Here is a 20,994-nt window from a genome sequence, read left to right as displayed (position 1 = left end):
GCCTCCGGGGCCGGGTGCTCTACCGGACATGCCTGGCCGTCGGCGCGGGGGCCTGGGGACCGCCTGGCGGTGGGCTTCAGCCCGGCTCATGCCGTCGCTTTCTGGGCTGCCCCGCCAGGGCGCGTTCGAGCCAGGCGCCGGGCAGGACGCGCAGGACCGCCGCGACGATGGCCATGGGCCAAGGAATGACCCGGTGGCGCGCGCCGGCGGCGATCGCCCGCAACGCCCGGCGGGCAAAGGCATCGGGCTGCATCAGAAAAGGCATCGGGTAGGGGTTGCGGGCCGTCAGGGGCGTGGCCACATAGCCCGGACTGATGGTGACCACCCGCAGCCCGGTTCCCCGGAGCTCTGCACGCAGCGACTCGCAATAGCTGATCACGGCGGCCTTGCTGGCGCAGTAGGCGCCATGCCCGGGCAGGCCCCGGATGCCGGCCACGCTGGCAATGCCGACCAGCGTGCCGCGACCGCGGCTGCGCATGGGCTCGATGAAGGGATGGAAGGTGGCGGCCAGGCCGACATTGTTGGTGGCGTAGGTACGGGCCATGTGGTCCAAGTCCTCGCGGTAAGCAGTGTCGATGCCGATGCTGATGCCGGCGTTGGCGATGACGACGTCTGGCAGGCCCTGCGCCAAGGTGGCGGCGCGGCCGGCGGCCACGATGGCGTCGATGTCGGCCACATCGGCCTGGTAGGCGCGCCAGATGCCGGGGTCGAGCCCGAGGTCACGGGCCCAGGTCTCGATCAGGTCGATGCGCCGCGCCACCAGGGCCAGGCGCCAGCCCTCGCGCGCGTAGCGCGCCGCCAGGGCCTGACCAATGCCGCTGGAGGCGCCGGTGATGAAAACGAGGGGCGTGGCGTTCACGGGCTTTCCTGGTGAAGCGGTGCCGCTGGCAACCGTCTGGCGTTCAAGGGCCGCCCCATGGCAGGCGGGTCAAGGCCGCCGCGGCGCGATCTGCCCGCGCACGCGGCCCTGCAACTGCAGCTGCTGGTCGAGGTTGTCGAAGTCCATGCGGTCGGCGGTGTAGCGGTCGTTACCGCGCCGGATTTCCACCGGCCGGTCGGCGCGCACCCGCTCGGTCTCCACGAAGACGTGCAGCAACTCCCCGCGGATTTCCAGGCGCGGGCGCAGGGCACTGCCAGCACCCGAAGGGGGCTCGCGCACCACCACTGCATTGCCGATCAGTTGCACCTGGGTGCCGTCGCCGTTGGAGAGGGCGCGCTGTGCGGTGGCCACCGTGGGCTCCCCACGGGCGTTGAAGGACCGCACCCGCGGCTGATCGATTTCAAGAACGTCCCGGTCAGGGAAATGCCGGCCGGCCTGGCCGAACACCTCGCTCTTGAGACGGCCCTGCTCGTCGAAGTTCTTGATGGAAAAGCCGCGCAAGAAATAGTCGGGTTCGCTGCGAGGCGCTGCAGGCGCCTGGGGTCCGACCAGGCCGGGCGTCTGCCGCGCGAGCAGGTAGGTGACCAGGGCCAGCAGGGCCATGAGGGCCAAGGGCAGGTAGGCAGAGAGCCGGTCCCAGCCCCGACGCAAGGCAAGCAGGAGGGCCAGCAGGCGGCGCGCAGCGACGCTGTCCGTCATCGGTAGGCCTCCAGGAGCCCCGCATAGTGGCCGCCGGCCACCAGCAGCAGGTCGCACAGCTCGCGCACTGCGCCCTCGCCGCCCGCAGCACGGGTGACATAACGGACCCGAGCGCGCACCTCGGCATGGGCCTGCGCCGGAGCCACCGGGAAGGCGCAGCGGGTGAGCACTGGCAGGTCGGGCCAGTCGTCGCCGATGGCGGCGGCCTCGGACCATGACAGCCCGAGCTCCTGAAGGCTGCGCTCGGCGGCCGGGGCCTTGTCCTCAGTGCCATAGTGAACATGGGTGATGCCCAGCGACGCCAGCCGCACGCGCAGGGGCAGGGAGTCGCGGCCAGTGATCACCACCGGGGTGATGCCGGCGCGCTGCAGGAGCTTGATCCCCAGGCCGTCGAGGATGTGAAAGCGCTTGAGTGTCTCGCCCTGGTCGGACAGGTAAAGACCCCCGTCGGTGAAAACACCGTCAATATCGAGGAAGGCCACCCGCACAGGCTGGGCCGCCAGCAGCAGCTCGGGCGCAAAGGTGAGGGCCGGTGAGGCAAGGTCGCGCATGGCAGGTGCTGGGTGGAACGGGGGGGGGTGAGTGTGCGGCGCGAGACGCCGCTCAGATGACCTTGGCCCGCATCAGGTCGTTGCTGTTGAGCGCGCCAATCAGGCAGCCGCCTTCGTCCACCACCAGGACGCTGGTGATGCGGTAACGCTCCATCGCTTCGGCCGCCTCCACCGCCAACATCCCGGCGCGCACGGTATGCGGGCGGGGGTGCATGACATCAGCGGCGCGCAGGCTGCGCAGGTCGCTGCCCTTTTCCACCAGGCGGCGCAGGTCACCGTCGGTGAAGATTCCCAGCACGCGGCCGCCGGCGTCAGCAATGGCCGAGGCGCCCAGGCCCTTGGCGCTCATCTCGCGCATCAGGTCGCTGAAGCTCGCCTCAGGTCCGACCCGGGGTACCTGCTCGCCGGTGCGCATCACGTCGTCCACGTGGGTCAGCAGCTGCCGACCCAGAGCGCCGCCGGGGTGCGAGCGGGCGAAGTCCTCGGACTTGAAGCCGCGTGCGTCCAGCAAGGCCACCGCCAGCGCGTCGCCCAAGGCCAGCTGCGCGGTGGTGCTCGCAGTGGGCGCGAGATTGAGCGGACAGGCCTCCTTCTCCACCCCGCTGTCGAGCAGGATGTCGGCATGGCGGGCCAGGGTCGACTGCGGGTTGCCGGTCATGGCCACCAAGGGAACCCCCTGGCGCTTGAGGACCGGCAAGATGGCGCTGATCTCGTCGCTCTCCCCCCCGTTGGAGATGGCCAGGACCAGATCGACCGGCTTGATCATGCCGAGGTCGCCATGGCTGGCCTCGGCCGGGTGGACAAACATGGCCGGCGTGCCGGTGGAAGCCAGGGTGGCGGCGATCTTGCGGCCGACATGGCCGCTTTTGCCCATGCCGGTGACGACCACCCGTCCGCGCACCGCCAGCATGGCCTGCACGGCCTCGACGAAGCTGGGCCCGACGCGCCGCTTCAGGCCCAGCACCGCAGCCGCCTCGATGTCGAAGGTGTCCTGCGCCAGCTGCAGGACGCGCGCCGGTATCAGGGCCTGACGAGAGGCTTCGGGGGGATTCATACGGAGATTCTAAGCAGCCGCCCTCTCGCAAGCGCCTCTGCCTTAGGATGAACACATGACCACCCTTGAACTGACGCTCGCCTACCTGCTGGCCGCGGTGCTGGGCGTGGTGGCCTGCCGCTACCTCAAACTGCCTCCGATGCTGGGCTACCTGGTGGTCGGCGTGGCCATCGGGCCGAGCGCGCTGGGCCTGGGCAAGGGCGAGCACGACGAGGGGCTGCGCTACCTCGGCGAGTTCGGGGTGGTGTTCCTGATGTTCGTCATCGGCCTGGAGTTCAACCTGCACAAGCTGCGGGCCATGCGCAGGCACGTGCTCGGCCTGGGCCTGGCGCAAGTGGCACTCACCGTCGCCCTGGCCACCGGCGGCCTGCTGGTTCTGGCGCGGTTTGCGCCGCCCCCCTGGCAGGTCAGTTGGCAGATCGCGCTCGCGCTGGGCGGTGCGTTGGCCATGAGCAGCACCGCCATCGTGGTCAAAATGATGGCCGAAAGGCTCGAGCTCGAGTCCGAGCACGGCAAGCGGGTCATTGGGGTTTTGCTGTTCCAGGATCTGGCGGTGGTGCCGCTGCTGGTCCTCATTCCGGCGCTGGGCAGCCCCCCCGAGGCCCTGCTGCGCGAACTGTTTCTGGCCACGGTCAAGGCCGCAGTTCTGGTGACACTGCTGCTGGTGGGCGGCCAACGGGTGATGCGCTGGTGGCTCACCCTGGTGGCGCGGCGCAAGAGCGAAGAGTTGTTCATCCTCAACCTGCTGCTGGTGACCCTGGGCCTGGCCTGGCTCACAGAACTGGCCGGTCTGTCGCTGGCCTTGGGCGCCTTCATCGCCGGCATCCTGATCGCCGAGACCGAGTACAAGCACAAGGTGGAGACCGACATCCGGCCCTTCCACGACGTGCTGCTGGGCCTGTTTTTCATCACCATCGGCATGATGCTCGACTGGCACTGGGTGGCCGACCGATGGGGCTTGGTGTTGGTGCTGCTCACCCTGCCTGTGCTATTCAAACTGGCGCTCGTGACCGCCTTGGCAAGGGGCTTTGGCGCGACCGCGGGCGTGTCGCTGCGTACCGGCCTGTACCTGGCACAGGCTGGTGAGTTCGGCATCGTGCTGCTCACGCTGGCCAAGGGCAAGGGCCTGCTGCCGCCGGCCCTCTTCAACCCCATCCTGGCCAGCATGGTGCTGTCCATGCTGGCCACGCCCTTCATCCTGATGGCCAGCAACTGGCTGGTCATGAAGCTGGTGGCCAGCGAGTGGCTGCAGCAGTCACTGCAAATGACCAGCATCGCCCGGCGCTCGATCAGCCGTAACAAGCACGTGATCATCTGCGGCTACGGCCGTTGCGGCCAGAACTTAGGGCGCATGCTGGACCGGGAGAACATTCCCTACATCGCCCTCGACCTGGACCCAGACCGGGTACGCCAGGCCGCGGCGGCGGGTGACTCGGTCGTCTTTGGCGACGCGGCTCGCCTGCAGGCCCTGATGGCCGCCGGTCTGGCGCGGGCCAGCGCAGTGGTGGTGACCTACCTCGATCTGCCCGGCGCGCTCAAGGTGCTCGATATTTCACGCTCGCATGCGTCGCAGGTGCCGGTGATCGTGCGCACGCAAGACGACCGCGAGCTGGAAAAGCTGCGCGCCGCTGGCGCCACCGAGGTGGTGCCCGAGGCGGTGGAGGGCTCGCTCATGCTGGCCAGCCACGCGCTGGCCCTGGTGGGCGTGCCCATGCGGCGTGTGATCCGCCTGGTGCAGGAACAGCGCGACGCCCGCTACAACCTGCTGCGCGGCTACTTCCACGGCGCCGACGACCCCGAGGGCGACGGCGGCGAGCGTCTGGGTACCGTCACCCTGCCGATCGGTGCGCGCGCGGCGGGTCGGCCCTTGGGCGACCTGGCGCTGCACGCGATGGGCGTGCGGCTCATGAGCCTGCGGCGCAACGACGGCAAAGCGGTGGCGGTCACCGACGAGCTTCACCTACTGGGCGGCGACACACTGGTGCTCAGTGGCGCGGCCGAGGCGCTGGCGCTGGCGGAGGAAAAGCTGCTGGCGGGTTGAGGGGGGCGGAGGGAGGCAGAGGGGGACCGCAAAGCGCCGCGCGCTTTCTGCCGGCCCAGGCATTCACGACGCTGGAGTCCGTCGCCGTCGGTACACGCCTGCAAGCGCGGACGCTTCAAGGCTGCGCTGTTCCACGCCGTCCGCCCTTGAGCGCCCCGAACAAGTCATACAGCTGCTGCGCCGACGCCGGCAAGGGCCGACCCCGGCGCTTGATCAAGCCCACCTTGCGCTTGACCACCGGCTCCACCAGGGGAACGCTCACCAGCAAGGGGTGATCGCGCCGCGGCATGGCCATTGAGGGCACCGCAGCCACGCCCAGGCCAGCCTCGACCAGGCCCAGGGCGGTGGTCACATGCAGGGTTTCGTAGATACCGGCCTGTCCGACGGCGACACCGGCCAGGGCCTGGTCCAGCAGCAAGCGGTTGCCCGACGAGCGGTTGACCGAGATCAGGTCGTGACTGGCCAGTTGCGACCACTTCACATTCCGCAGGCGGGCGATCGGGTGGTCACGCCGGCAGGCGACCACGAAGCGCTCCTCAACCAGCGGCTTGAATTCGAGCTCGCCTTCTTGCGCACCCATGAAGTTGATACCGAAGTCAGCCTCGCCGCGTGCCACCGCGGCCAGCACCTCGTTGGCACCGGCGTCGAGCACCTTCACACGGACCTTGGGGTGCTTAGCGTGATAGCGGTGCAGCACCTCGGTGAGGTAGTAGTTCACGGTGGAAGGCACGCAGGCCACCGTCACCTCCCCCATGCGGGTGGCGGCCACGCCGCGGATGGACAGCAAAGTGGTGTCGAGTTCGTCCAGCAGCTCGCGCACCTTGCGCTCGAAATCACGGCCGACGGTAGTGAGACTCACCCGACGGGTGCTGCGCTCGAGCAGCCGCACGCCCAGGGCCTGCTCGAGCTTGTCGATGCGCCGGCTGAAGGCCGGCTGCGACAGGTGCACCGACTCGGCCGCCTTGCGGAAGTTGGAAAGCTCGGCCACCGCCCGAAAGGCCAGCAGGTCGTTGAGGTCGAAGTTGATGGCCATGGCGAGTCCGTTTTGATTGATGCCTATTTTGGATCAATCGCTGCGGAAGATGCAATTCACAAATCGCAGCGGGCTGCCGATCATCCGTCCCCATGCAAACCCAAGAATTGCCCTGCGTCCTGATGCGCGCCGGAACCTCGCGCGGACCTTTCTTTTTGCGCGAATGGCTGCCCGAAGACGAGGAAGAGCGCGACAAGGTGCTGGTGGGCGCCATCGGTGCCAGTGACTTGCTGGCGCTCGACGGCATCGGCGGCAGCAGCTCGCTGACCAACAAGGTGGCCATCGTCTCGCGCTCTACACAGCCCGACTGCGATGTGGACTACCTGTTCGTGCAAGTGGGCGTGGCCGAGCGCAGCGTCGACACCCGCCCCAACTGCGGCAATATGCTTTCGGGCGTGGCGCCCTTCGCCATCGAGCAGGGCCTGGTGCCGGCCCGTGCGGGCGAGACCACGGTGCGGGTCTACAACGTCAACACCCGCTCGCGCATCGAGGTCACCGTGCTCACCCCCGGCGGCCGGGTGCAGTACGAGGGCGACACGGTGATCGACGGCGTGCCTGGCGCCGCCGCCCCCATCCGGCTGAACTTCCTGGACGCCTGGGGCGCGGTGACCGGGTCACTCTTTCCCACCGGCCAGCGCATCGACCTGATCGATGGCTTGGCGGTGACTTGCATCGATGCCGCCATGCCGCTGGTGATGCTGCGGGCCGCCGACCTGGGCCTCAGTGGCCGCGAAACGCCTGCCGACCTCGACGCCAACATCGCCTTACTCGAACGCATCGAACGTGTGCGCCGCCTGGCGGGCGAGCGCATGGGCCTGGGCGACGTGTCGAACAGTGTGGTGCCCAAGCCGGTGATCGTGAGCGAAGGCGATGACGCCGATAGCATCACCTCCCGCTATTTCACCCCGCGCCGCTGTCACACCGCGCATGCGGTGACCGGCGCCATCGGCGTGGCCACCGCCTTTTCGCTGCCCGGCACCGTGGCCAGCGGCCAGGCCCTGCGCCCGGGCGTGCGCACCGTGTCCGTGTTGCACCCGCAGGGGCGCATTGGGGTTGAAGTGTGCGTGGAAGGCGCCGGCCTGGACGCCCGCATCCAGCGTGCCGCCCTGATCCGCTCGGCACGAAAGATTTTGCAAGGGCAGCTCACCGTGCCTGCCTACGCCATGGCCTGAACCCGCCCCCACGGGCGCACCAACCCCACAAGGAGACCGACTCATGAACCGCCGACTGCTGGCCACTGCGCTGGCCACCGCCATCGCCCTTCTCGCGCCGAGCGCGCATGCCGCCTTTCCCGACAAGACGGTGACCCTGGTCGTGCCCACCGCCCCTGGTGGTGGCAACGACGCGATGGCGCGCATCATTGCGCAAAAGCTCGGCCCGCTGCTGGGTCAGACCGTGGTGGTCGAGAACACGGCCGGCGCCAATGGCGCCATTGCCGCGGAGTTCGTGGCGCGCGCGCCGGCCGACGGCCACACCTTGATGTTCGGCTACATCGCCACCCATGCGATGAGCCCGGCCCTGCAAAAACTGCGCTACGACCCGGTGGCCGACTTCGCGCCGGTTGGCCTGGTGGGCTATTCGCCCACGCTGATGGTGTCTCACCCGGGCTCCGCCATCAAGGACGTGAAGGACCTGGTGGCCCAACTCAAGGCCAAGCCTGAACGCTACGCCTACGCCAGCGCCGGCAACGGCACCGCGCCGCACTTTGCTGCGGAGCTTTTCAACCTCAGCGCCGGCGTGAGCATGCTGGGCGTTCCGTACAAGGGCTCGGCACCCGCCCTGACCGACACCATCGCTGGCCAGACCCAGGTCATGTTTCCCAGCTTCTTCAGCGCGCTGCCGCATGTGAGGGCCGACAAGCTCAAGGCCCTGGCGATCGCTGGCCCGAAGCGCTCGGCCCAGTTGCCCAACGTACCCACCCTCAAGGAGATGGGCATTGACGGCGTCGAGGTACAGCAGTGGTACGGCATCTTCGCGCCGGCCAAGACCCCCAAGGCCGTGGTGGACCAATTGAACAAGCTGCTCAATCAGGTGCTCACCGACAAGGACACGATGAAGCGCATCGAGGACCAGGGCGCTGACGTGGACACGAGCACCCCCGAGCAGTTCGGCCAGCTGGTCAAGACCGAAATGGTCAAGTGGACCGCAGTGGTCCAAAGGGCCAAGATCAAGCCGGATTGATGTTGTCCCGCGTGTAGTCCTCCACCAAGCGCTCCCAGATCGCCTCCAGCTCGTAGCCCAGCGAGCGCCCCAGGCCATCGAGGTCGGGAAAGAGCGTGGCGTAGGTCACGTTCATGCGGTAGAGGGCGTGCATCGCCTCTTCGCGCATGGCCGGCGAGAGGATGAACTGATGCAGCAGCTCCTGGGTGCCGCCATAGCCCTCCAGGATCTGGTCGATCGACTGGTCCAGCACGCCAGGCACCACGAACAGGCCCGACTGCGCCGCGAGGCGGTGGTCCATTTGCGAAGGCTCGCCAAACCACAGCATCGGCAGCTGGTTGCGGGCGAAGTAGCGCTCGAAATTGCCCGGGATGCGTGGGTCGATTTGGTGGCGGGTCAGGCTGGGGTCGAAGGCGGGTGCCAAGTTCCACAAGCCCGGGGTGTTCAGCGCATAGACGCAGACCTCCTCGCGCGCGCTCTCCAGAGCGAAGAAGGCGGCGACGAAGGGCGACTTGCTGAAGTCCAGCAGCCGGGTCGCAGCGCCGTGGTGCTGCATCATCGCCAGGCAGCGCAGCTCGTCGTCCAGGGCCGTGGTGTCGGGCAAATGGATATGCGCCTTGCGCCGGAAGATGCGCATGGCGCGCGCCTCGCGCAGCGGCCACAGCCGCGGGTCGGGGCTGAAGGTCTGAAGGCGCCGGGTGAGGGTGCTGACCAAGGGCCACTGGGTCGAGGTCTGGCCACGAAAAGCCCAGCCCTCGAGCGCCTGGGTGGCGTCGACAAACTCGGACCAGCGTTGGAGGTGAACGACTTTCATGGGGGCCTGTGCTGCGCTGCAGCGAGCCAGTATAGGCAGGCCCCCGCGGATTCCCCAGGTTATCGCTCAGGTAATGGCCGAAGCCGCTCATCCTGTGCAGAATGCGCTTGTTACAGTAATGAATCAGCGTTTCACTAATTAAACGCACTCCCCGGGGCAACCGTCCCCGGACAAGCAGGTCGACCGAAGGTCGAGGAACGGTCCAGGAAGGGTCTGGCAATGGGCGAAGCGGTCAAGGCGGGCGTGCCCGCCATCGAGTTCATCGGCGTGGACAAGCGCTTCCCCGCCCGCGGCAAGGCTCCCGAGGTATTGGCTGCGCGCGACGTCAACCTGGCCATCCAACCCGGTGAGGTGGTCTCCCTCATCGGTCCCTCCGGCTGCGGCAAGAGCACGCTGCTCAATATGGGCGCCGGCCTGGCCCGGCCCTCGGCGGGCACAGTGCGTGTGGCGGGCGAGGTGGTGACCGGCCCCAACAAGCATGTGGCCTTCATGCTGCAAAAAGACCTGCTCATGCCCTGGCGCACCATCGCCGAGAACGTGGCCTTTGGCCTGGAGTTGCGCGGCGTGGCCGCCGCAGAGCGCCGCGCCATTGCAGAGCGGCTGCTGGCCCAGTGCCACCTGCAAGGCTTTGGCGAGAACTACCCGCACCAGCTCTCGGGCGGCATGCGTCAGCGCGCCGCCCTGGCCCGGACCCTGGCGGTCGACCCGCTGGTGCTGCTGATGGACGAGCCCTTCTCGGCCCTGGACGCGCAGACCAAGATGATCCTGCAGCAGGACCTGGCGCGCACCGTGGCCAAGGAGGGCAAGACGGTCCTGTTCATCACCCACGATCTGACCGAGGCGGTGGCCCTGTCCGACCGCATTCTGGTGATGAGTGAGCGGCCAGGCACCATCATCGAGGAGATCACGGTGGCCATTGCCAACCGTGATAACCCGATGCAGCGCCGCAAGCACCCCGCCGTGAGTGACTACGTGTCCCGGCTGATGGAGCTGCTCAAGCTCGACGCCCAGACCGAGGTTCACTGAGCCGCCCGAATTCGAGCCCGCCGCCTTCACTCGTCCATCCACCCGCCCCCGGACCCCGCTCCCTTTTTACCCACCCACCCCGCAGCCATCCCATCACGGAGATTACCCATGAGTCTGCCCAAACCCCTCGCCCTGTCTCTGCGCGCCAGCCGGCGTGTCGCCCTGGTCACCCTGGCCGCCGCCGCCTTTGGCGCGCCGGCCCTGGCCCAGAAGGCGCCTCTGCAGGAGATCACCTACCTGCTGCCCGCACCGGGCAACCTGCCGGCCTTCGGCCCCTGGATGCTGGCCCAGGCCAAGGGCTACTACGAGCAGGAGGGCCTGAAGGTCAACTTCGTCACTGGCCGCGGCGGGGTCGACGTGGCCAAGCAGGTCGGCGCGGGTAACGCGGTGATCGGCGGCGCACTGGGCGACACACCCATCATCGCGCGCGCGCAGGGCATTCCCGTCAAGGCGGTGGCGGTAATGGGCGCTGGCTCGCTGATGCAGCTGGTGACCCACAAGGATGAGCGCATCGAGTCGCCGCGCGAGCTCAAGGGCAAGACGGTGACGGTGCTCGCCTATACCGACACCACCTACTACGCCCTCTTGGGCATGCTGTCCAAGGGCGGCCTGACCAAGAACGACGTCAACATCCAGGCCGCCGGGCCCACCGGCGTCTGGCAGCTGTTCGCCGAGAAGAAGGCTTCCGGCATGGCCTCGACGCCCGACTGGACGGTGAACGCCATGGATGCAGGCGCCAAGGTCGACATCCTGCCAGCCGATGTCTTTTTCAAGAGCATGGCCCAGGCCATCCTGGTGTCCGACGAGACCATCCAGAAGAACCCGCAGCTGGTGCAAAAGCTGGTGCGCGCCACCGTCAAGGGCATGAAGGACATCATGGCCGACCCCAAGGCGGCCTCTATCGCCTATGTGCAGGCGGTGCCGGTCCACAAGGGCAAGGAAGCCTCCATCCAGCAGATGTTTGAGATGTACAACAAGTACGTCTACGCCAAGCAAAAGCAGCCGGGCTCGATGGACGAGCCGCGCCTGGCCGACCTGCAGAAGTTCTACGTGAGCAACGGCGTGGTGCCCAGCGCCGTGCCGCTCAAGGACCTCTACACCAACCAGTTTGTCGCCAACCTCAAGTAAGCGGCATCGGTGCGGCCCCTGCGTGAGCGGCGTGAAGGCCGGACACGCAGGGGCCGCACCCTACCCGACCCGGACCTCGCCATGACCGATCTTCTGCGCCGTCACAGCACGGCGCTCTGGAGCCTTGCCGTCCTCATCGTCTTCCTGGCCGCCTGGCAATGGGGCCCGGGGATGATGGGCGTGCCCGACTTCGTCCTGCCCCACCTGTCCAAGGTAGTGGCCGAGGCCCGGCGCATCTGGGAGGTCGAGCGTCTGATGTTCCACGCGGGCATCACTGCAGCCGAGGTGGTGATCGGCTTCGTGCTGGGCTCCCTGCTAGGCGCGATGATCGGCTACGCCCTGGGCCTGTCGCCCAAGGTGGAGGCGGTGCTATCGCCCTACCTGCTGGCGCTGCAGATCGCGCCCAAAGTGGCGTTTGCGCCCCTGTTCGTGATGTGGCTGGGCTACACCATGTACCCCAAGATCCTGGTCGCGGTGTTGATCGTGTTCTTTCCGGTCCTGATCAACGTGCTCTCGGCCATGCGCACCATGGACCATGACCTGGTGAACCTGGCACGCTCCTTCTCCGCCAGCCGGCTGCAGATCTTCTGGATGGTGGAGTACCCAACCACCATGCCCGCGCTGTTCTCGGGCCTGCGCATCGCCAGCACGCTGGCGGTCATCGGCGTGGTGGTGGGCGAGTTGGTGGGCGGCAACATGGGCCTGGGCTACCTGCTGGTCTTCTTCGAGGGCCAGGGCAATACCGCGGCGGTGTTCGTGGTGATCGGAGCGCTCACCGTGATCGGCATCCTGGCCTACTACGCGGTGGTGCTGGCCGAGGCGCGGGTACTGCACTACCTGCCCCAAGCCGCGACGCGGATGCAATGAGGGCCGGCCCATGACACCAGAAATCTCTCTCGCCGGCGCGCGCATCCTGGTCACCGGCGGCGCCCGCGGCCTGGGCGAGGCCTTCGTGCGCGCCTGCGTCGACGCAGGCGCCCGGGTGGCGTTTGGTGACCTGCTGCACGAACGCGGCGAAGCGCTCGCGCGCGCGCTGTGCGAGAAGCGGCCGCAATGTGCCGCCTACTTTGCGATGGATCTGGCCGACCCGGCCGCGATCAAGGCGGCGACCCAGGCGGCCGCCGAGTGGCTCGGTGGTATCGACGGCCTGGTGAACAACGGCGCCATCACCAACTCCGGCGGCAAGCCGATGGAGGAGATCGCGCTCGAGACCTGGGACGGCGTGATGGCGGTCAATGTGCGCGGCACCTGGCTGACCACCGTCGCCGCGCGCCCCTGGCTCAAGGCCTCGGGCCGCGGCCGGGTGGTGAACCTCGCATCGGACACTGCGCTGTGGGGCGCACCGCGCCTGATGGCCTATGTGGCCAGCAAGGGCGCGGTGATGGCCATGACCCACGCCATGGCGCGCGAGATGGGTGCCGACGGCATCACCGTCAACGCCATCGCCCCGGGCCTGACCCTGGTCGAGGCCACCGAGTACGTACCGGAAGCCCGCCATCAGTACTACCACGACGGCCGCGCGATTCAGCGGCCGCAGGTCCCGAACGACCTCACCGGGCCGGTGTTGTTCCTCCTGTCCGAGGGCAGCGCTTACGTCACAGGTCAGGTGCTGCCGGTCAACGGCGGCTTCGTCATGAATTGACATCACATCGGAGAAAACCAGAATGAACCACGCAGCCAACCAACCCGTCTTCAATGAGCGCGGCCTGCAGGACACCGCCGCCCCATCAGAGGCCGAGATCCAGACGTCCATGCTGCAGGCGCCCGGCCAGTCCTTCGCCGACTGGATGGAGGGCCGGGTGGCCCGCAAGTCCACCCGCAGCTACGACTGGGACGCGCTCAAGTTCCAGGCCGACTTCGACCCGAAGTACCGCCGCGCCCAAATGCGCTATGTGGGCACCGGCGGCACCGGCGTGTCCAAGGACAGCAACACCGTGCCCTCCGGCCACTTCACCTTCTCCACCATGGTGATTCCGGCCGGCAACATCGGCCCGTCCCATATTCACTACGACGTGGAAGAAATCTTCTTCGTGATCCGCGGCGAAATGATGGTGGTCTGCGAAAAAGACGGCCAGCGCTGGGAAGCGGTGCTCGGCGAGCGCGACCTGATCTCAATCCCCCCGGGCGTGTACCGCGAGGAGCGCAACATCGGCGACGAAGACGCCCTCATGTGCGTGATGCTGGGCTCGCCCAAGCCCATCACACCGGTCTACCCGCCCGATTCGCCCCTGACCAAGATCAAGCGCGAAAAGCGCTGAACGCATGCACGCACGCGCCTCGATTCGATACACCGGCCTCTCATTCGCATGGACCTGAGCGATCTGCCCTCCCTTGCCGCGCGCTTTGCGCCGCAGTCCGTGGACACGGTAGGCGGCCGCATCGGCTTTCGCCGGGCGAGCCCCGGTGCAGGTCCGGCCCTGGGCCGCGCCACCGTCTTCGCGCAGGCGCCGCTGGTGCTGCTGCACGGCATCGGCTCAGGCTCGGGCAGCTGGGTGTGCCAACTGGCGGCCTTCGGTGATGCGCGCGAGGTGCTGGCGTGGGACGCGCCCGGCTATGGCGCCAGCGCGCCTGTGCCCGCGGCCAGGCCGCAGGCGCAGGACTACGGCGCACGCATCTGGGCCTGGCTCGACGCCCTGGGCGTGGGCGAACCGGTCACGCTCGTGGGCCATTCACTGGGCGCGATCATGGCCGCGGCCGCCGCCGGCCTGCAGCCCGCGCGGGTGGCGCGTCTGGTGCTGCTCTCTCCCGCCGGTGGCTACGGAAAGGCTGCGCCCGACGTGCGTGAGGCCAAGCGGCAAGACCGTCTCCACAACCTTGAGACGCTGGGCCCGGCGGGCATGGCGGCCAAGCGAGGCGCGGCGATGGTGTCGGCCCACACGGCACTGGACGACGCCGAAGCAGCCCGCGCCTTGCTTGCCTACGTGCAGGCCACCATGGCCCAGGTCATTCCTGCCGGCTACACGCAGGCCACCCACCTGCTCGCCGACTCCGACTTGGCCGGCCTGCTGGCGGCGGCGGGGGCCCCGCTGCTGGTGGCCAGCGGCGCGGCCGACACCATCACCCCGCCGGCAGGTTGCGAAGCCTTGGCGCGCGGCGCCCACGCGCCCTATGTGTCCCTGGGACCGGTGGGCCATGTCTGCGCCCTCGAAGGTCACGACGCGGTCAACGCGCTCCTTCAATGAACACGGTTGCCAAGATGCCCCGGACAGACGCCAAGGACAGGGCCAAAGCCAACGCATCCGCCGATACGGCCAGCGACGAGCGCTATCTGGTGCCCGGCCTGGCCCGCGGCCTGCAGCTGCTCGGCTGCTTCAGCCGCAGCGAACGCGAGCTGACCGGTGCCGAGCTCTCGCGCCGCCTGGCGTTGCCGCGCGCCTCGGTGTTCCGGCTGCTGCATACGCTGGAGCAAATGGGCTTTGTCGAGCGCGTGCCCGACAGCCCCGCCTACAAACTGAGCCTGGGCGTGCTGCGCCTGGGGTTCGAATATTTGTCTTCGATGGAGCTGACAGAACACGGCCGCACCATCATCGAGGAGCTGCGCAACCAAAGCGGCTTTTCTGCCCACTTGGTGGTGCGCGACGGCCGCGATGTGGTCTTCGTGCAGAAGGCCGCCGGTCCCAACGCCGTCTTTCACTCCATTCAGGTTGGCGCGCGCGTCCCGGCGCATGCCACCGTACTGGGCCGCCAGCTGCTGTCCGACCTGGACCTGGCCGGCCTGCGCCAAGTCTACCCCGAGGAGCCGCTGGCGGCGGCGACCCCGCGCACGCCCACCACAGTCAAGGCGCTCAAGGCCCTGATCGATGCCGACCGTACCCACGGCTACGGCATCAGCCAGGGCGGCTTCGAGACCGGCATCACCACGATTGCGGCGCCCGTCTTCAACGAGCAGCGGCGGGTGGTGGCCGCGGTGAGCATCACCGTGCCACAGCAGCAGATTTCCCCCGAAGAGACTGAGCGGCTGGTGCCCTTGGTCCGCCAAGCTGCGCAGCAGCTCACACAGCGCCTCAACCACCTCCCGCATGCAGCGGGCTGGCCCGGCGCCAAGCACTGAGACAACGAATGATTTCCAGCGACATCTCCAGCGCCACACCTCGCAACATCCCCCGCGACACCGCCCGAGATATGCCCCAGATCACCGTGGGCGAACTCGCCGCGCGCTTCCTTGAAGCCTGCGGCGTGCGCGCCGCCTTCGGCGTGATCTCCATCCACAACATGCCGATCCTGGACGCCTTCCATGTGCGCCAAAAGATCCGCTTTGTCTCGGCGCGCGGCGAGGCCGGCGCCTGCAACATGGCCGATGCCTACGCCCGCGTGACGGGGACCCTCGGCGTGTGCGTGACCAGCACCGGCACCGGCTGCGGCAACGCTGCCGGCGCGATGGTGGAGGCGCTCACCGCCGGCACGCCGCTGCTGCACCTGACCGGCCAGATCGAGTCCGACTACCTGGACCGCGACCTGGGCTACATCCACGAGCACCCGGCGCAACTGGCCATGCTGCAGTCGGTGGGCAAGGCGGCCTTTCGCATCCGCAACCCGGAAACCGCATTGGCCACCCTGCGCGAGGCCGCCCGCCTGGCCTTTACCGCGCCCTGCGGCCCGGTGAGCATCGAGATCCCAATCGACGTGCAGGGCCAGTTGCTGGATCTGCCGGCCGACCTGCAGCCGCTGGCGGTGCCGCCTGTGGTTCCGGCGCCGCGCGAGGTCGAGGCACTGGCCGAGCGCGTGGTGGGCGCACGCCGCCCCATCTTGTGGCTAGGCGGCGGCGCACGCGGCGCGGCGGCGGCGGTGCGACGCTTCGTGGCCATGGGCTGGGCAGTGGTGAGCTCGGTGCAGGGCCGCGGCATCCTGCCCGAGGACCATCCGGCGACGCTGGGCTCGTACAACCTGCAAAAGCCGGCCGAAGCGTTCTACGCAAGCTGTGACCTGATGCTGGTGGTCGGTTCGCGCCTTCGCAGCAACGAAACGCTGCGCTACAAGCTCAAACTGCCGCATCGGATTTGCCGCATCGACGCCAACGCCCTGGCCCACAACCGGGGCTACACAAGCGAATACTTCGTGCAGGGCGATGCCCAGCTCACCCTCGACGCGCTGGCCGACGCGCTCGAGGGCCGCATGTCCATCGACCCGGCACTGGCCGGGGACGTGCAGCGCGCCCGCGCCGCGGCCTCTGCCCTGGTGGACGGGACGCTGGGCCCGTACGTGGCCCTGAAGAATGCCCTCGGCCAAGTGGCACAGGCGCAGACGAACAACAAGCTCTCGTGGGTGCGGGACATCACCCTGTCCAACACCATGTGGGGCAACCGCGCACCCAATCTGGACCATCCGCGGGCTGGCGTGCACGCCCTGGGCGGCGGCATTGGCCAGGGCCTGGCCATGGCGATTGGCACCGCCATCGCCGACGCTACCCACGGCCTGGGGCGGCGCACCGTGGCCCTGGTGGGCGACGGCGGCTTCATGCTGAATGTGGGCGAGCTGGCCTGCGCGGTGCAGGAAAAAGCCGACCTGGTGGTGCTGCTGATGAACGACAGCCGCTACGGCGTGATCAAGAACATCCAGGACGACATCTACGGCAGCCGCCATGCCTACGTGGAGCTGCACACCCCAAAATTCGCGGACTTCTGCGCCAGCCTGGGCGCGCCGCACTTCAAGCTGGCCGACCCGGCCCAAAGCGCCGAGGTGCTGGGCAAAGCCTTCGCCACCCGGGGCCCGGTGATCGTGGAGGTGGACATGGACGCCTGGGGCCCGTTCGCGGTCAAGTTCGCGGGTCCTCCGCTGAAGAAGGACTGAGCGCCATGAGCACCGCGCAAGCACGCCTGTCGGAGCCGGCCGTGGCCCAGGCACCGATCATCCAGCCGGTCACGATGGTGGGCTTTGGCGCCATCGGCCGCTCGCTGCTGACGCGGGTCGCCGGCCATCCTCAACTGCGCGTCACCCATATCGTCGTGCCAGCGGCCCACACCGAAGACGCGCGGACCGCGCTAGCGCGCATGGGCCTAGCGGACTCGGTGGAGGTGGTGACCGCGGTGCCAGCGACCACGACGCTGGTGCTCGAGTGCGCCGGCCATGCCGCGCTGACCGAACATGTGGTGCCAGCGCTGACCCGCGGCGTGGAATGCGCGGTGCTGTCCATCGGCGCCCTGTCCGAGCCCGGCCTGCCCGAGGATCTGGCCGATGCGGCCCGCGCAGGTGGCACGCAGGTGCACTTGCTGTCGGGCGCGATTGGCGGGGTGGACGCGATCGCGGCCGCCCGAATCACCGGTCTGACCGAGGTCACCTACATCGGCCGCAAGCCGCCTTTGAGCTGGAGCGGGACACCCGCCGACGGGGCCTTTGACCTGAAGTCGATCCGAACGCCCACCGTCATCCTCGAAGGCAGCGCCCGCGAGGCGGCCCGCCTGTACCCGAAGAACGCCAACGTCGCCGCCACCATTTCCCTGGCAGGCCTGGGTCTGGACGCCACCCGTGTGCGCCTGGTGGCCGACCCGACGGTGGACGAGAACATCCACGAGATCGAGGTGCGCGGCGAGTTCGGCGAGATGCACCTGACCATGCGCGGCAAACCGCTGGCCGAGAACCCCAAGACATCGGCGCTCACGGTGCTGTCCGCACTGCGCTTTCTCCACAACCGCGTGAACGCGGTCACGCTTTGACCGGGGCCTGCCCATGACCGAGAAACTCCAGACCCTGATGGCTGGCCGCTGGCGCGACGCCACCGGCCCCGCCTACGCCACCGAATACCCGCATGACAGCAGCACCGTCGCCACCCTGCACGCGGCCACCGCGGCGGACGTGGACGAGGCGGTGCAAGTGGCCGAGGCCGCACGCAAAAAGGCCAACTGGGCCGGGCTCAAGCGCCACGAGCGCGCGGCCATCCTGCATCGCATCGCGGGGGGCATCCGTTCACGCGCCGAAGAACTGGCGCAGCTGCAGCGTCTGGACAACGGCAAGCCGATCAACGAGACCCGCGCCCTCGTGGCCAGTGCCGCCGGCACCTTCCAGTTCTTCGCCGCCGCCTGCGAGACCTGGGAGGAAACGCTCACGCCGGCACGCGGCGACTACTTCACCATGAGCGTGAACGAGCCCCTGGGCGTGGTGGGCGCCATCACCCCCTGGAACTCGCCCATCGCCAGCGAGGCGCAAAAGCTCGCGCCGGCGCTCGCGGCCGGTTGCGCCGTCGTCTTCAAGCCGGCCGAGATCACCCCGCGCATGGCGATCGAGCTGGCGCGCATCGCGCAGGAAGCGGGCGTACCCGACGGAATTCTCAGCGTGCTCCCCGGCAAGGGCTCGGTGGTCGGTGACGCCCTAGTGCGCCACCCCCTGGTCAAGCGCATCGCCTTCACCGGCGGCACGAATGTGGGCTTGGGCATCCAGCGGCTGGCGGCCGAAAAGCTCATGCCCACCTCGCTGGAGCTGGGGGGCAAATCGCCCACCATCGTCTGCGCCGACGCCGACCTGGACCACGCGGTCAAGGGTGTGCTTTTTGGCATCTTCTCGAGCTCGGGCGAATCGTGCATCGCGGGATCGCGCGCCTTCGTGCATGCCAGCGTGTACGACGAGTTCAAACGCCGCCTACTGGACAGCGTAAAGGCCCTGCGCGTGGGCGACCCGTCCAGCGAGCGCACGCAAATGGGCCCGCTGGTCAACATGGGTCACCGATCCACGGTGGAAGGCTTCGTCGCGCTGGGCCTCCAGGAGGGCGGCGAGCTGCTCACCGGCGGCGCCCGGCCCCAGGGCGCGATGTATGACAAGGGCAGCTACTACCTGCCCACCGTGTTCGAGGGCCTGCCCAACTCAGCCCGCCTGTGCCAGGAAGAGGTCTTCGGCCCGGTTCTGGCCCTGCTGCCCTGGACCGACGAGGCCGACCTGGTGGCCCAGTGCAACGACAGCGTCTTCGGCCTGGCCTCGGGCATCTGGACGCGCGACTACAAGGCCGCCTGGCGCATCGGCCGGGCGCTGGAGACCGGCACCGTCTGGGTCAACACCTACAAGTTGTTTTCGGTGAGCACGCCCTTTGGCGGCGTCAAGCAAAGCGGCACGGGCCGGGAGAAGGGCCGTCTGGGCATCCTGGAGTACACCGCCCAGAAAAGCTTTTACTGGGGCCTCAACGACGCGCCCCTGCCCTGGGCCGACTGAGCATGGATCCGCAGCATCACACACGCCTCCACTCGCACTATCGGCTTGCACTCTCCACTCGCACTTTCAAGAGGAACTTCCACCATGCGTAACCAACGCCGCCTCCTGTTGTCCTGCCTCGCCAGCCTCGTTGCCGGCCTCGTGACCCCCGCCGCACTGGCGCAGGCCGAACGCACCACCATCGTCGCGCCCTTCCCGCCCGGCGGCCCGGTGGATACCCTGGCCCGCATCCTGGCCGAGCAGATCAGCCGGCGCAGCGGTCAGCCGGCGGTGGTGGAGAACCTGCCCGGCGCGGCGGGCAACCTGGGGATCGACAAGGTCAAGAAGGCCCGGCCTGACGGCCGCACCTTGCTGATGATTCCGGCGGGCAATTTGACCATCAACCCCACCTTGATGACCAACTTTCCCTTCAACATCGAGAAGGATTTTGTAGCGGTGACCATGGTGGCCAAGGCGCCCAATGTGCTGGTTGCCGGCCCCGGCGCCAAGGTGCGCGATGTCAGGGAGCTGGTGGCTGCGGCCAAGGCCAGACCAGGCGGCTTCAGCTACGCCTCGCCCGGCATCGGCAGCGGCCTGCACCTGGCAGGCGAGCTGTTCAAGCAGCAGACCGGCACCGATCTGATGCACGTTCCCTACAAGGGCACCGCGCCCGCGCTCAACGACGTGCTGGGCGGAACCGTGCCCCTGATGTTTTCCAACCTGCCCGCCACGCTGCAGCACATTCGCTCTGGCAAGCTGGTCGCACTGGGGGTGACCGACAGCGTGCGCGACGCGGTGGTCGCGCCAGAAATCCCGACCCTGGCCGAGCTGGGCATCCCCGGTGTGGTGGTGACCTCCTGGTATGGCGTTCTGGCACCCGCCGGCACGCCGCCCGAAGCGGTGGCCCAGGTCCTCAAGGACGCCACCGACGCCTTGGCGCGACCGGAGGTGCGCGAGCAGCTTCGGTCACAAGGGCTGACGCCGGTGCTGATGAAGCCGGTCGAGTTCGCCGCCCACATCAAGGCCGAGACCGCGACCTGGGCCGGCATCATCAAGGCCCGCAGCATCGTCGCCGAGTGAGACACCGATCCGACGCACCAGCCCTGGGAGCACCGACCGCATGACCGAAGCCGATCACGGCGCAAACGCAGCGCCCGACTCCAACGTGCTGCTCACGATCCTCCTCAAGCACCACCCCGGCCTGGTGCTCGACGAGGTGCAGTCCCGGCTCAAGGCCTCCGAGTGGTGGGACCGTTTCCCGGTGCCGGGCACCCGGGTGGTGTCGTGGACCGTGGCCATGGGCCTGGGCCAGATCGTGACACTGGAGGTACCCCCGGCGCTGCTCGGGCAAGTGAACCTCGAGCTCGAGCGCTCGGCCTGGGGCGTCTTCAGCACCGAGGTCTACCCGAGCTACGACTTCGTGCCGGTGCGCGAACGCATCATTCAGCGCGTGCGCGCCGGTGGGCAGTGAGGGCCTCTTACCCATGGGAGTTGCG

The 20,994-nt window shown here is 68.3% G+C and carries 21 protein-coding genes; 15 read left to right on the top strand and 6 right to left on the bottom strand.

The window, feature by feature from the left end; translation table 11 throughout:
- Nucleotides 1–76: 76 nt before the first annotated feature.
- From QE494_RS02295 to QE494_RS02280, 4 genes are all read right to left on the bottom strand, one after another.
- On the bottom strand, nucleotides 77–859 hold the full coding sequence (locus tag QE494_RS02295) for an SDR family oxidoreductase (RefSeq protein WP_300041117.1): 783 nt from the start codon (nucleotides 857–859) through the stop codon (nucleotides 77–79).
- Between the two features lie 69 nt (nucleotides 860–928).
- Nucleotides 929–1,579 carry an LPS export ABC transporter periplasmic protein LptC gene (gene lptC, locus QE494_RS02290; protein ID WP_300041114.1) on the bottom strand — a complete coding sequence of 217 codons (651 nt, stop codon included), beginning with the start codon at nucleotides 1,577–1,579 and terminating at the stop codon, nucleotides 929–931.
- The gene (locus QE494_RS02285; protein WP_300041112.1) at nucleotides 1,576–2,130 is read right to left on the bottom strand and encodes an HAD family hydrolase; all 555 of its coding nucleotides are present in this window, start codon (nucleotides 2,128–2,130) and stop codon (nucleotides 1,576–1,578) included. The genes lptC and QE494_RS02285 overlap by 4 nt, the downstream gene beginning before the upstream one ends.
- Before the next feature lie 52 nt (nucleotides 2,131–2,182).
- Nucleotides 2,183–3,184, bottom strand: coding sequence for an SIS domain-containing protein (locus QE494_RS02280; RefSeq protein ID WP_300041110.1), 1,002 nt, complete (start codon nucleotides 3,182–3,184; stop codon nucleotides 2,183–2,185).
- A gap of 55 nt (nucleotides 3,185–3,239) precedes the next feature.
- On the opposite strand from QE494_RS02280, the gene QE494_RS02275 reads away from it, so the two are divergent.
- Nucleotides 3,240–5,225 carry a monovalent cation:proton antiporter-2 (CPA2) family protein gene (locus QE494_RS02275; protein ID WP_300041108.1) on the top strand — a complete coding sequence of 662 codons (1,986 nt, stop codon included), beginning with the start codon at nucleotides 3,240–3,242 and terminating at the stop codon, nucleotides 5,223–5,225.
- A gap of 115 nt (nucleotides 5,226–5,340) precedes the next feature.
- Here the strand turns inward: QE494_RS02275 and QE494_RS02270 are convergent, their stop codons facing one another.
- Nucleotides 5,341–6,258: a LysR family transcriptional regulator gene (locus tag QE494_RS02270; RefSeq protein ID WP_300041106.1), complete on the bottom strand. Its 918-nt coding sequence runs from the start codon at nucleotides 6,256–6,258 to the stop codon at nucleotides 5,341–5,343.
- A gap of 92 nt (nucleotides 6,259–6,350) precedes the next feature.
- Between QE494_RS02270 and QE494_RS02265 the strand changes: the two genes are divergently transcribed.
- Together QE494_RS02265 and QE494_RS02260 are read left to right on the top strand one after the other, a co-directional pair.
- Nucleotides 6,351–7,430, top strand: coding sequence for a 4-oxalomesaconate tautomerase (locus QE494_RS02265; RefSeq protein ID WP_300041104.1), 1,080 nt, complete (start codon nucleotides 6,351–6,353; stop codon nucleotides 7,428–7,430).
- A gap of 43 nt (nucleotides 7,431–7,473) precedes the next feature.
- Nucleotides 7,474–8,439 carry a tripartite tricarboxylate transporter substrate binding protein gene (locus tag QE494_RS02260; protein ID WP_300041102.1) on the top strand — a complete coding sequence of 322 codons (966 nt, stop codon included), beginning with the start codon at nucleotides 7,474–7,476 and terminating at the stop codon, nucleotides 8,437–8,439.
- Here QE494_RS02260 and QE494_RS02255 read toward each other — a convergent pair.
- The gene (locus QE494_RS02255; RefSeq protein WP_300041100.1) at nucleotides 8,426–9,232 is read right to left on the bottom strand and encodes an FRG domain-containing protein; all 807 of its coding nucleotides are present in this window, start codon (nucleotides 9,230–9,232) and stop codon (nucleotides 8,426–8,428) included. The genes QE494_RS02260 and QE494_RS02255 overlap by 14 nt on opposite strands.
- 219 nt (nucleotides 9,233–9,451) lie before the next feature.
- On the opposite strand from QE494_RS02255, the gene QE494_RS02250 reads away from it, so the two are divergent.
- The 12 genes from QE494_RS02250 (at nucleotide 9,452) to QE494_RS02195 (ending at nucleotide 20,969) form a co-directional block, all read left to right on the top strand.
- Nucleotides 9,452–10,258 carry an ABC transporter ATP-binding protein gene (locus QE494_RS02250; protein WP_300041098.1) on the top strand — a complete coding sequence of 269 codons (807 nt, stop codon included), beginning with the start codon at nucleotides 9,452–9,454 and terminating at the stop codon, nucleotides 10,256–10,258.
- 108 nt (nucleotides 10,259–10,366) lie between these two features.
- Nucleotides 10,367–11,386, top strand: coding sequence for an ABC transporter substrate-binding protein (locus tag QE494_RS02245; protein ID WP_300041096.1), 1,020 nt, complete (start codon nucleotides 10,367–10,369; stop codon nucleotides 11,384–11,386).
- 81 nt (nucleotides 11,387–11,467) lie between these two features.
- On the top strand, nucleotides 11,468–12,253 hold the full coding sequence (locus QE494_RS02240; protein ID WP_300041094.1) for an ABC transporter permease: 786 nt from the start codon (nucleotides 11,468–11,470) through the stop codon (nucleotides 12,251–12,253).
- A 10-nt stretch (nucleotides 12,254–12,263) separates the two neighbouring features.
- Entirely contained in the window at nucleotides 12,264–13,028 is a 765-nt protein-coding gene (locus tag QE494_RS02235) for an SDR family oxidoreductase (RefSeq protein ID WP_300041092.1), read from the top strand.
- Between the two features lie 109 nt (nucleotides 13,029–13,137).
- Nucleotides 13,138–13,644 carry a cupin domain-containing protein gene (locus QE494_RS02230; protein WP_300041152.1) on the top strand — a complete coding sequence of 169 codons (507 nt, stop codon included), beginning with the start codon at nucleotides 13,138–13,140 and terminating at the stop codon, nucleotides 13,642–13,644.
- A gap of 48 nt (nucleotides 13,645–13,692) precedes the next feature.
- Nucleotides 13,693–14,568: an alpha/beta fold hydrolase gene (locus QE494_RS02225; RefSeq protein ID WP_300041090.1), complete on the top strand. Its 876-nt coding sequence runs from the start codon at nucleotides 13,693–13,695 to the stop codon at nucleotides 14,566–14,568.
- Nucleotides 14,565–15,437, top strand: coding sequence for an IclR family transcriptional regulator (locus tag QE494_RS02220; protein WP_300041088.1), 873 nt, complete (start codon nucleotides 14,565–14,567; stop codon nucleotides 15,435–15,437). Before QE494_RS02225 ends, QE494_RS02220 begins: the two co-directional genes overlap by 4 nt.
- A 71-nt stretch (nucleotides 15,438–15,508) precedes the next feature.
- Nucleotides 15,509–17,173 (top strand): thiamine pyrophosphate-binding protein, encoded by a 1,665-nt coding sequence (locus QE494_RS02215; protein ID WP_300041150.1) that lies wholly within the window; start codon nucleotides 15,509–15,511, stop codon nucleotides 17,171–17,173.
- Nucleotides 17,174–17,232: 59 nt separating this feature from the next.
- Nucleotides 17,233–18,036, top strand: a complete 804-nt coding sequence (locus tag QE494_RS02210; protein WP_300041148.1) for an aspartate dehydrogenase — start codon at nucleotides 17,233–17,235, stop codon at nucleotides 18,034–18,036.
- 13 nt (nucleotides 18,037–18,049) lie between these two features.
- Nucleotides 18,050–19,519 (top strand): aldehyde dehydrogenase, encoded by a 1,470-nt coding sequence (locus tag QE494_RS02205; RefSeq protein WP_300041086.1) that lies wholly within the window; start codon nucleotides 18,050–18,052, stop codon nucleotides 19,517–19,519.
- Nucleotides 19,520–19,603: 84 nt separating this feature from the next.
- Nucleotides 19,604–20,578, top strand: coding sequence for a tripartite tricarboxylate transporter substrate binding protein (locus QE494_RS02200; protein ID WP_300041084.1), 975 nt, complete (start codon nucleotides 19,604–19,606; stop codon nucleotides 20,576–20,578).
- A gap of 40 nt (nucleotides 20,579–20,618) precedes the next feature.
- Entirely contained in the window at nucleotides 20,619–20,969 is a 351-nt protein-coding gene (locus QE494_RS02195; protein WP_300041081.1) for a hypothetical protein, read from the top strand.
- Nucleotides 20,970–20,994 lie beyond the last annotated feature (25 nt).

The sequence above is a fragment of the Ramlibacter sp. genome (assembly GCF_029866045.1).
GTDB lineage: Bacteria > Pseudomonadota > Gammaproteobacteria > Burkholderiales > Burkholderiaceae_C > Ramlibacter.
The sequence above is the reverse complement of the archived record's forward strand: the minus strand, read 5'-3'. Positions and strand labels throughout refer to the sequence as shown.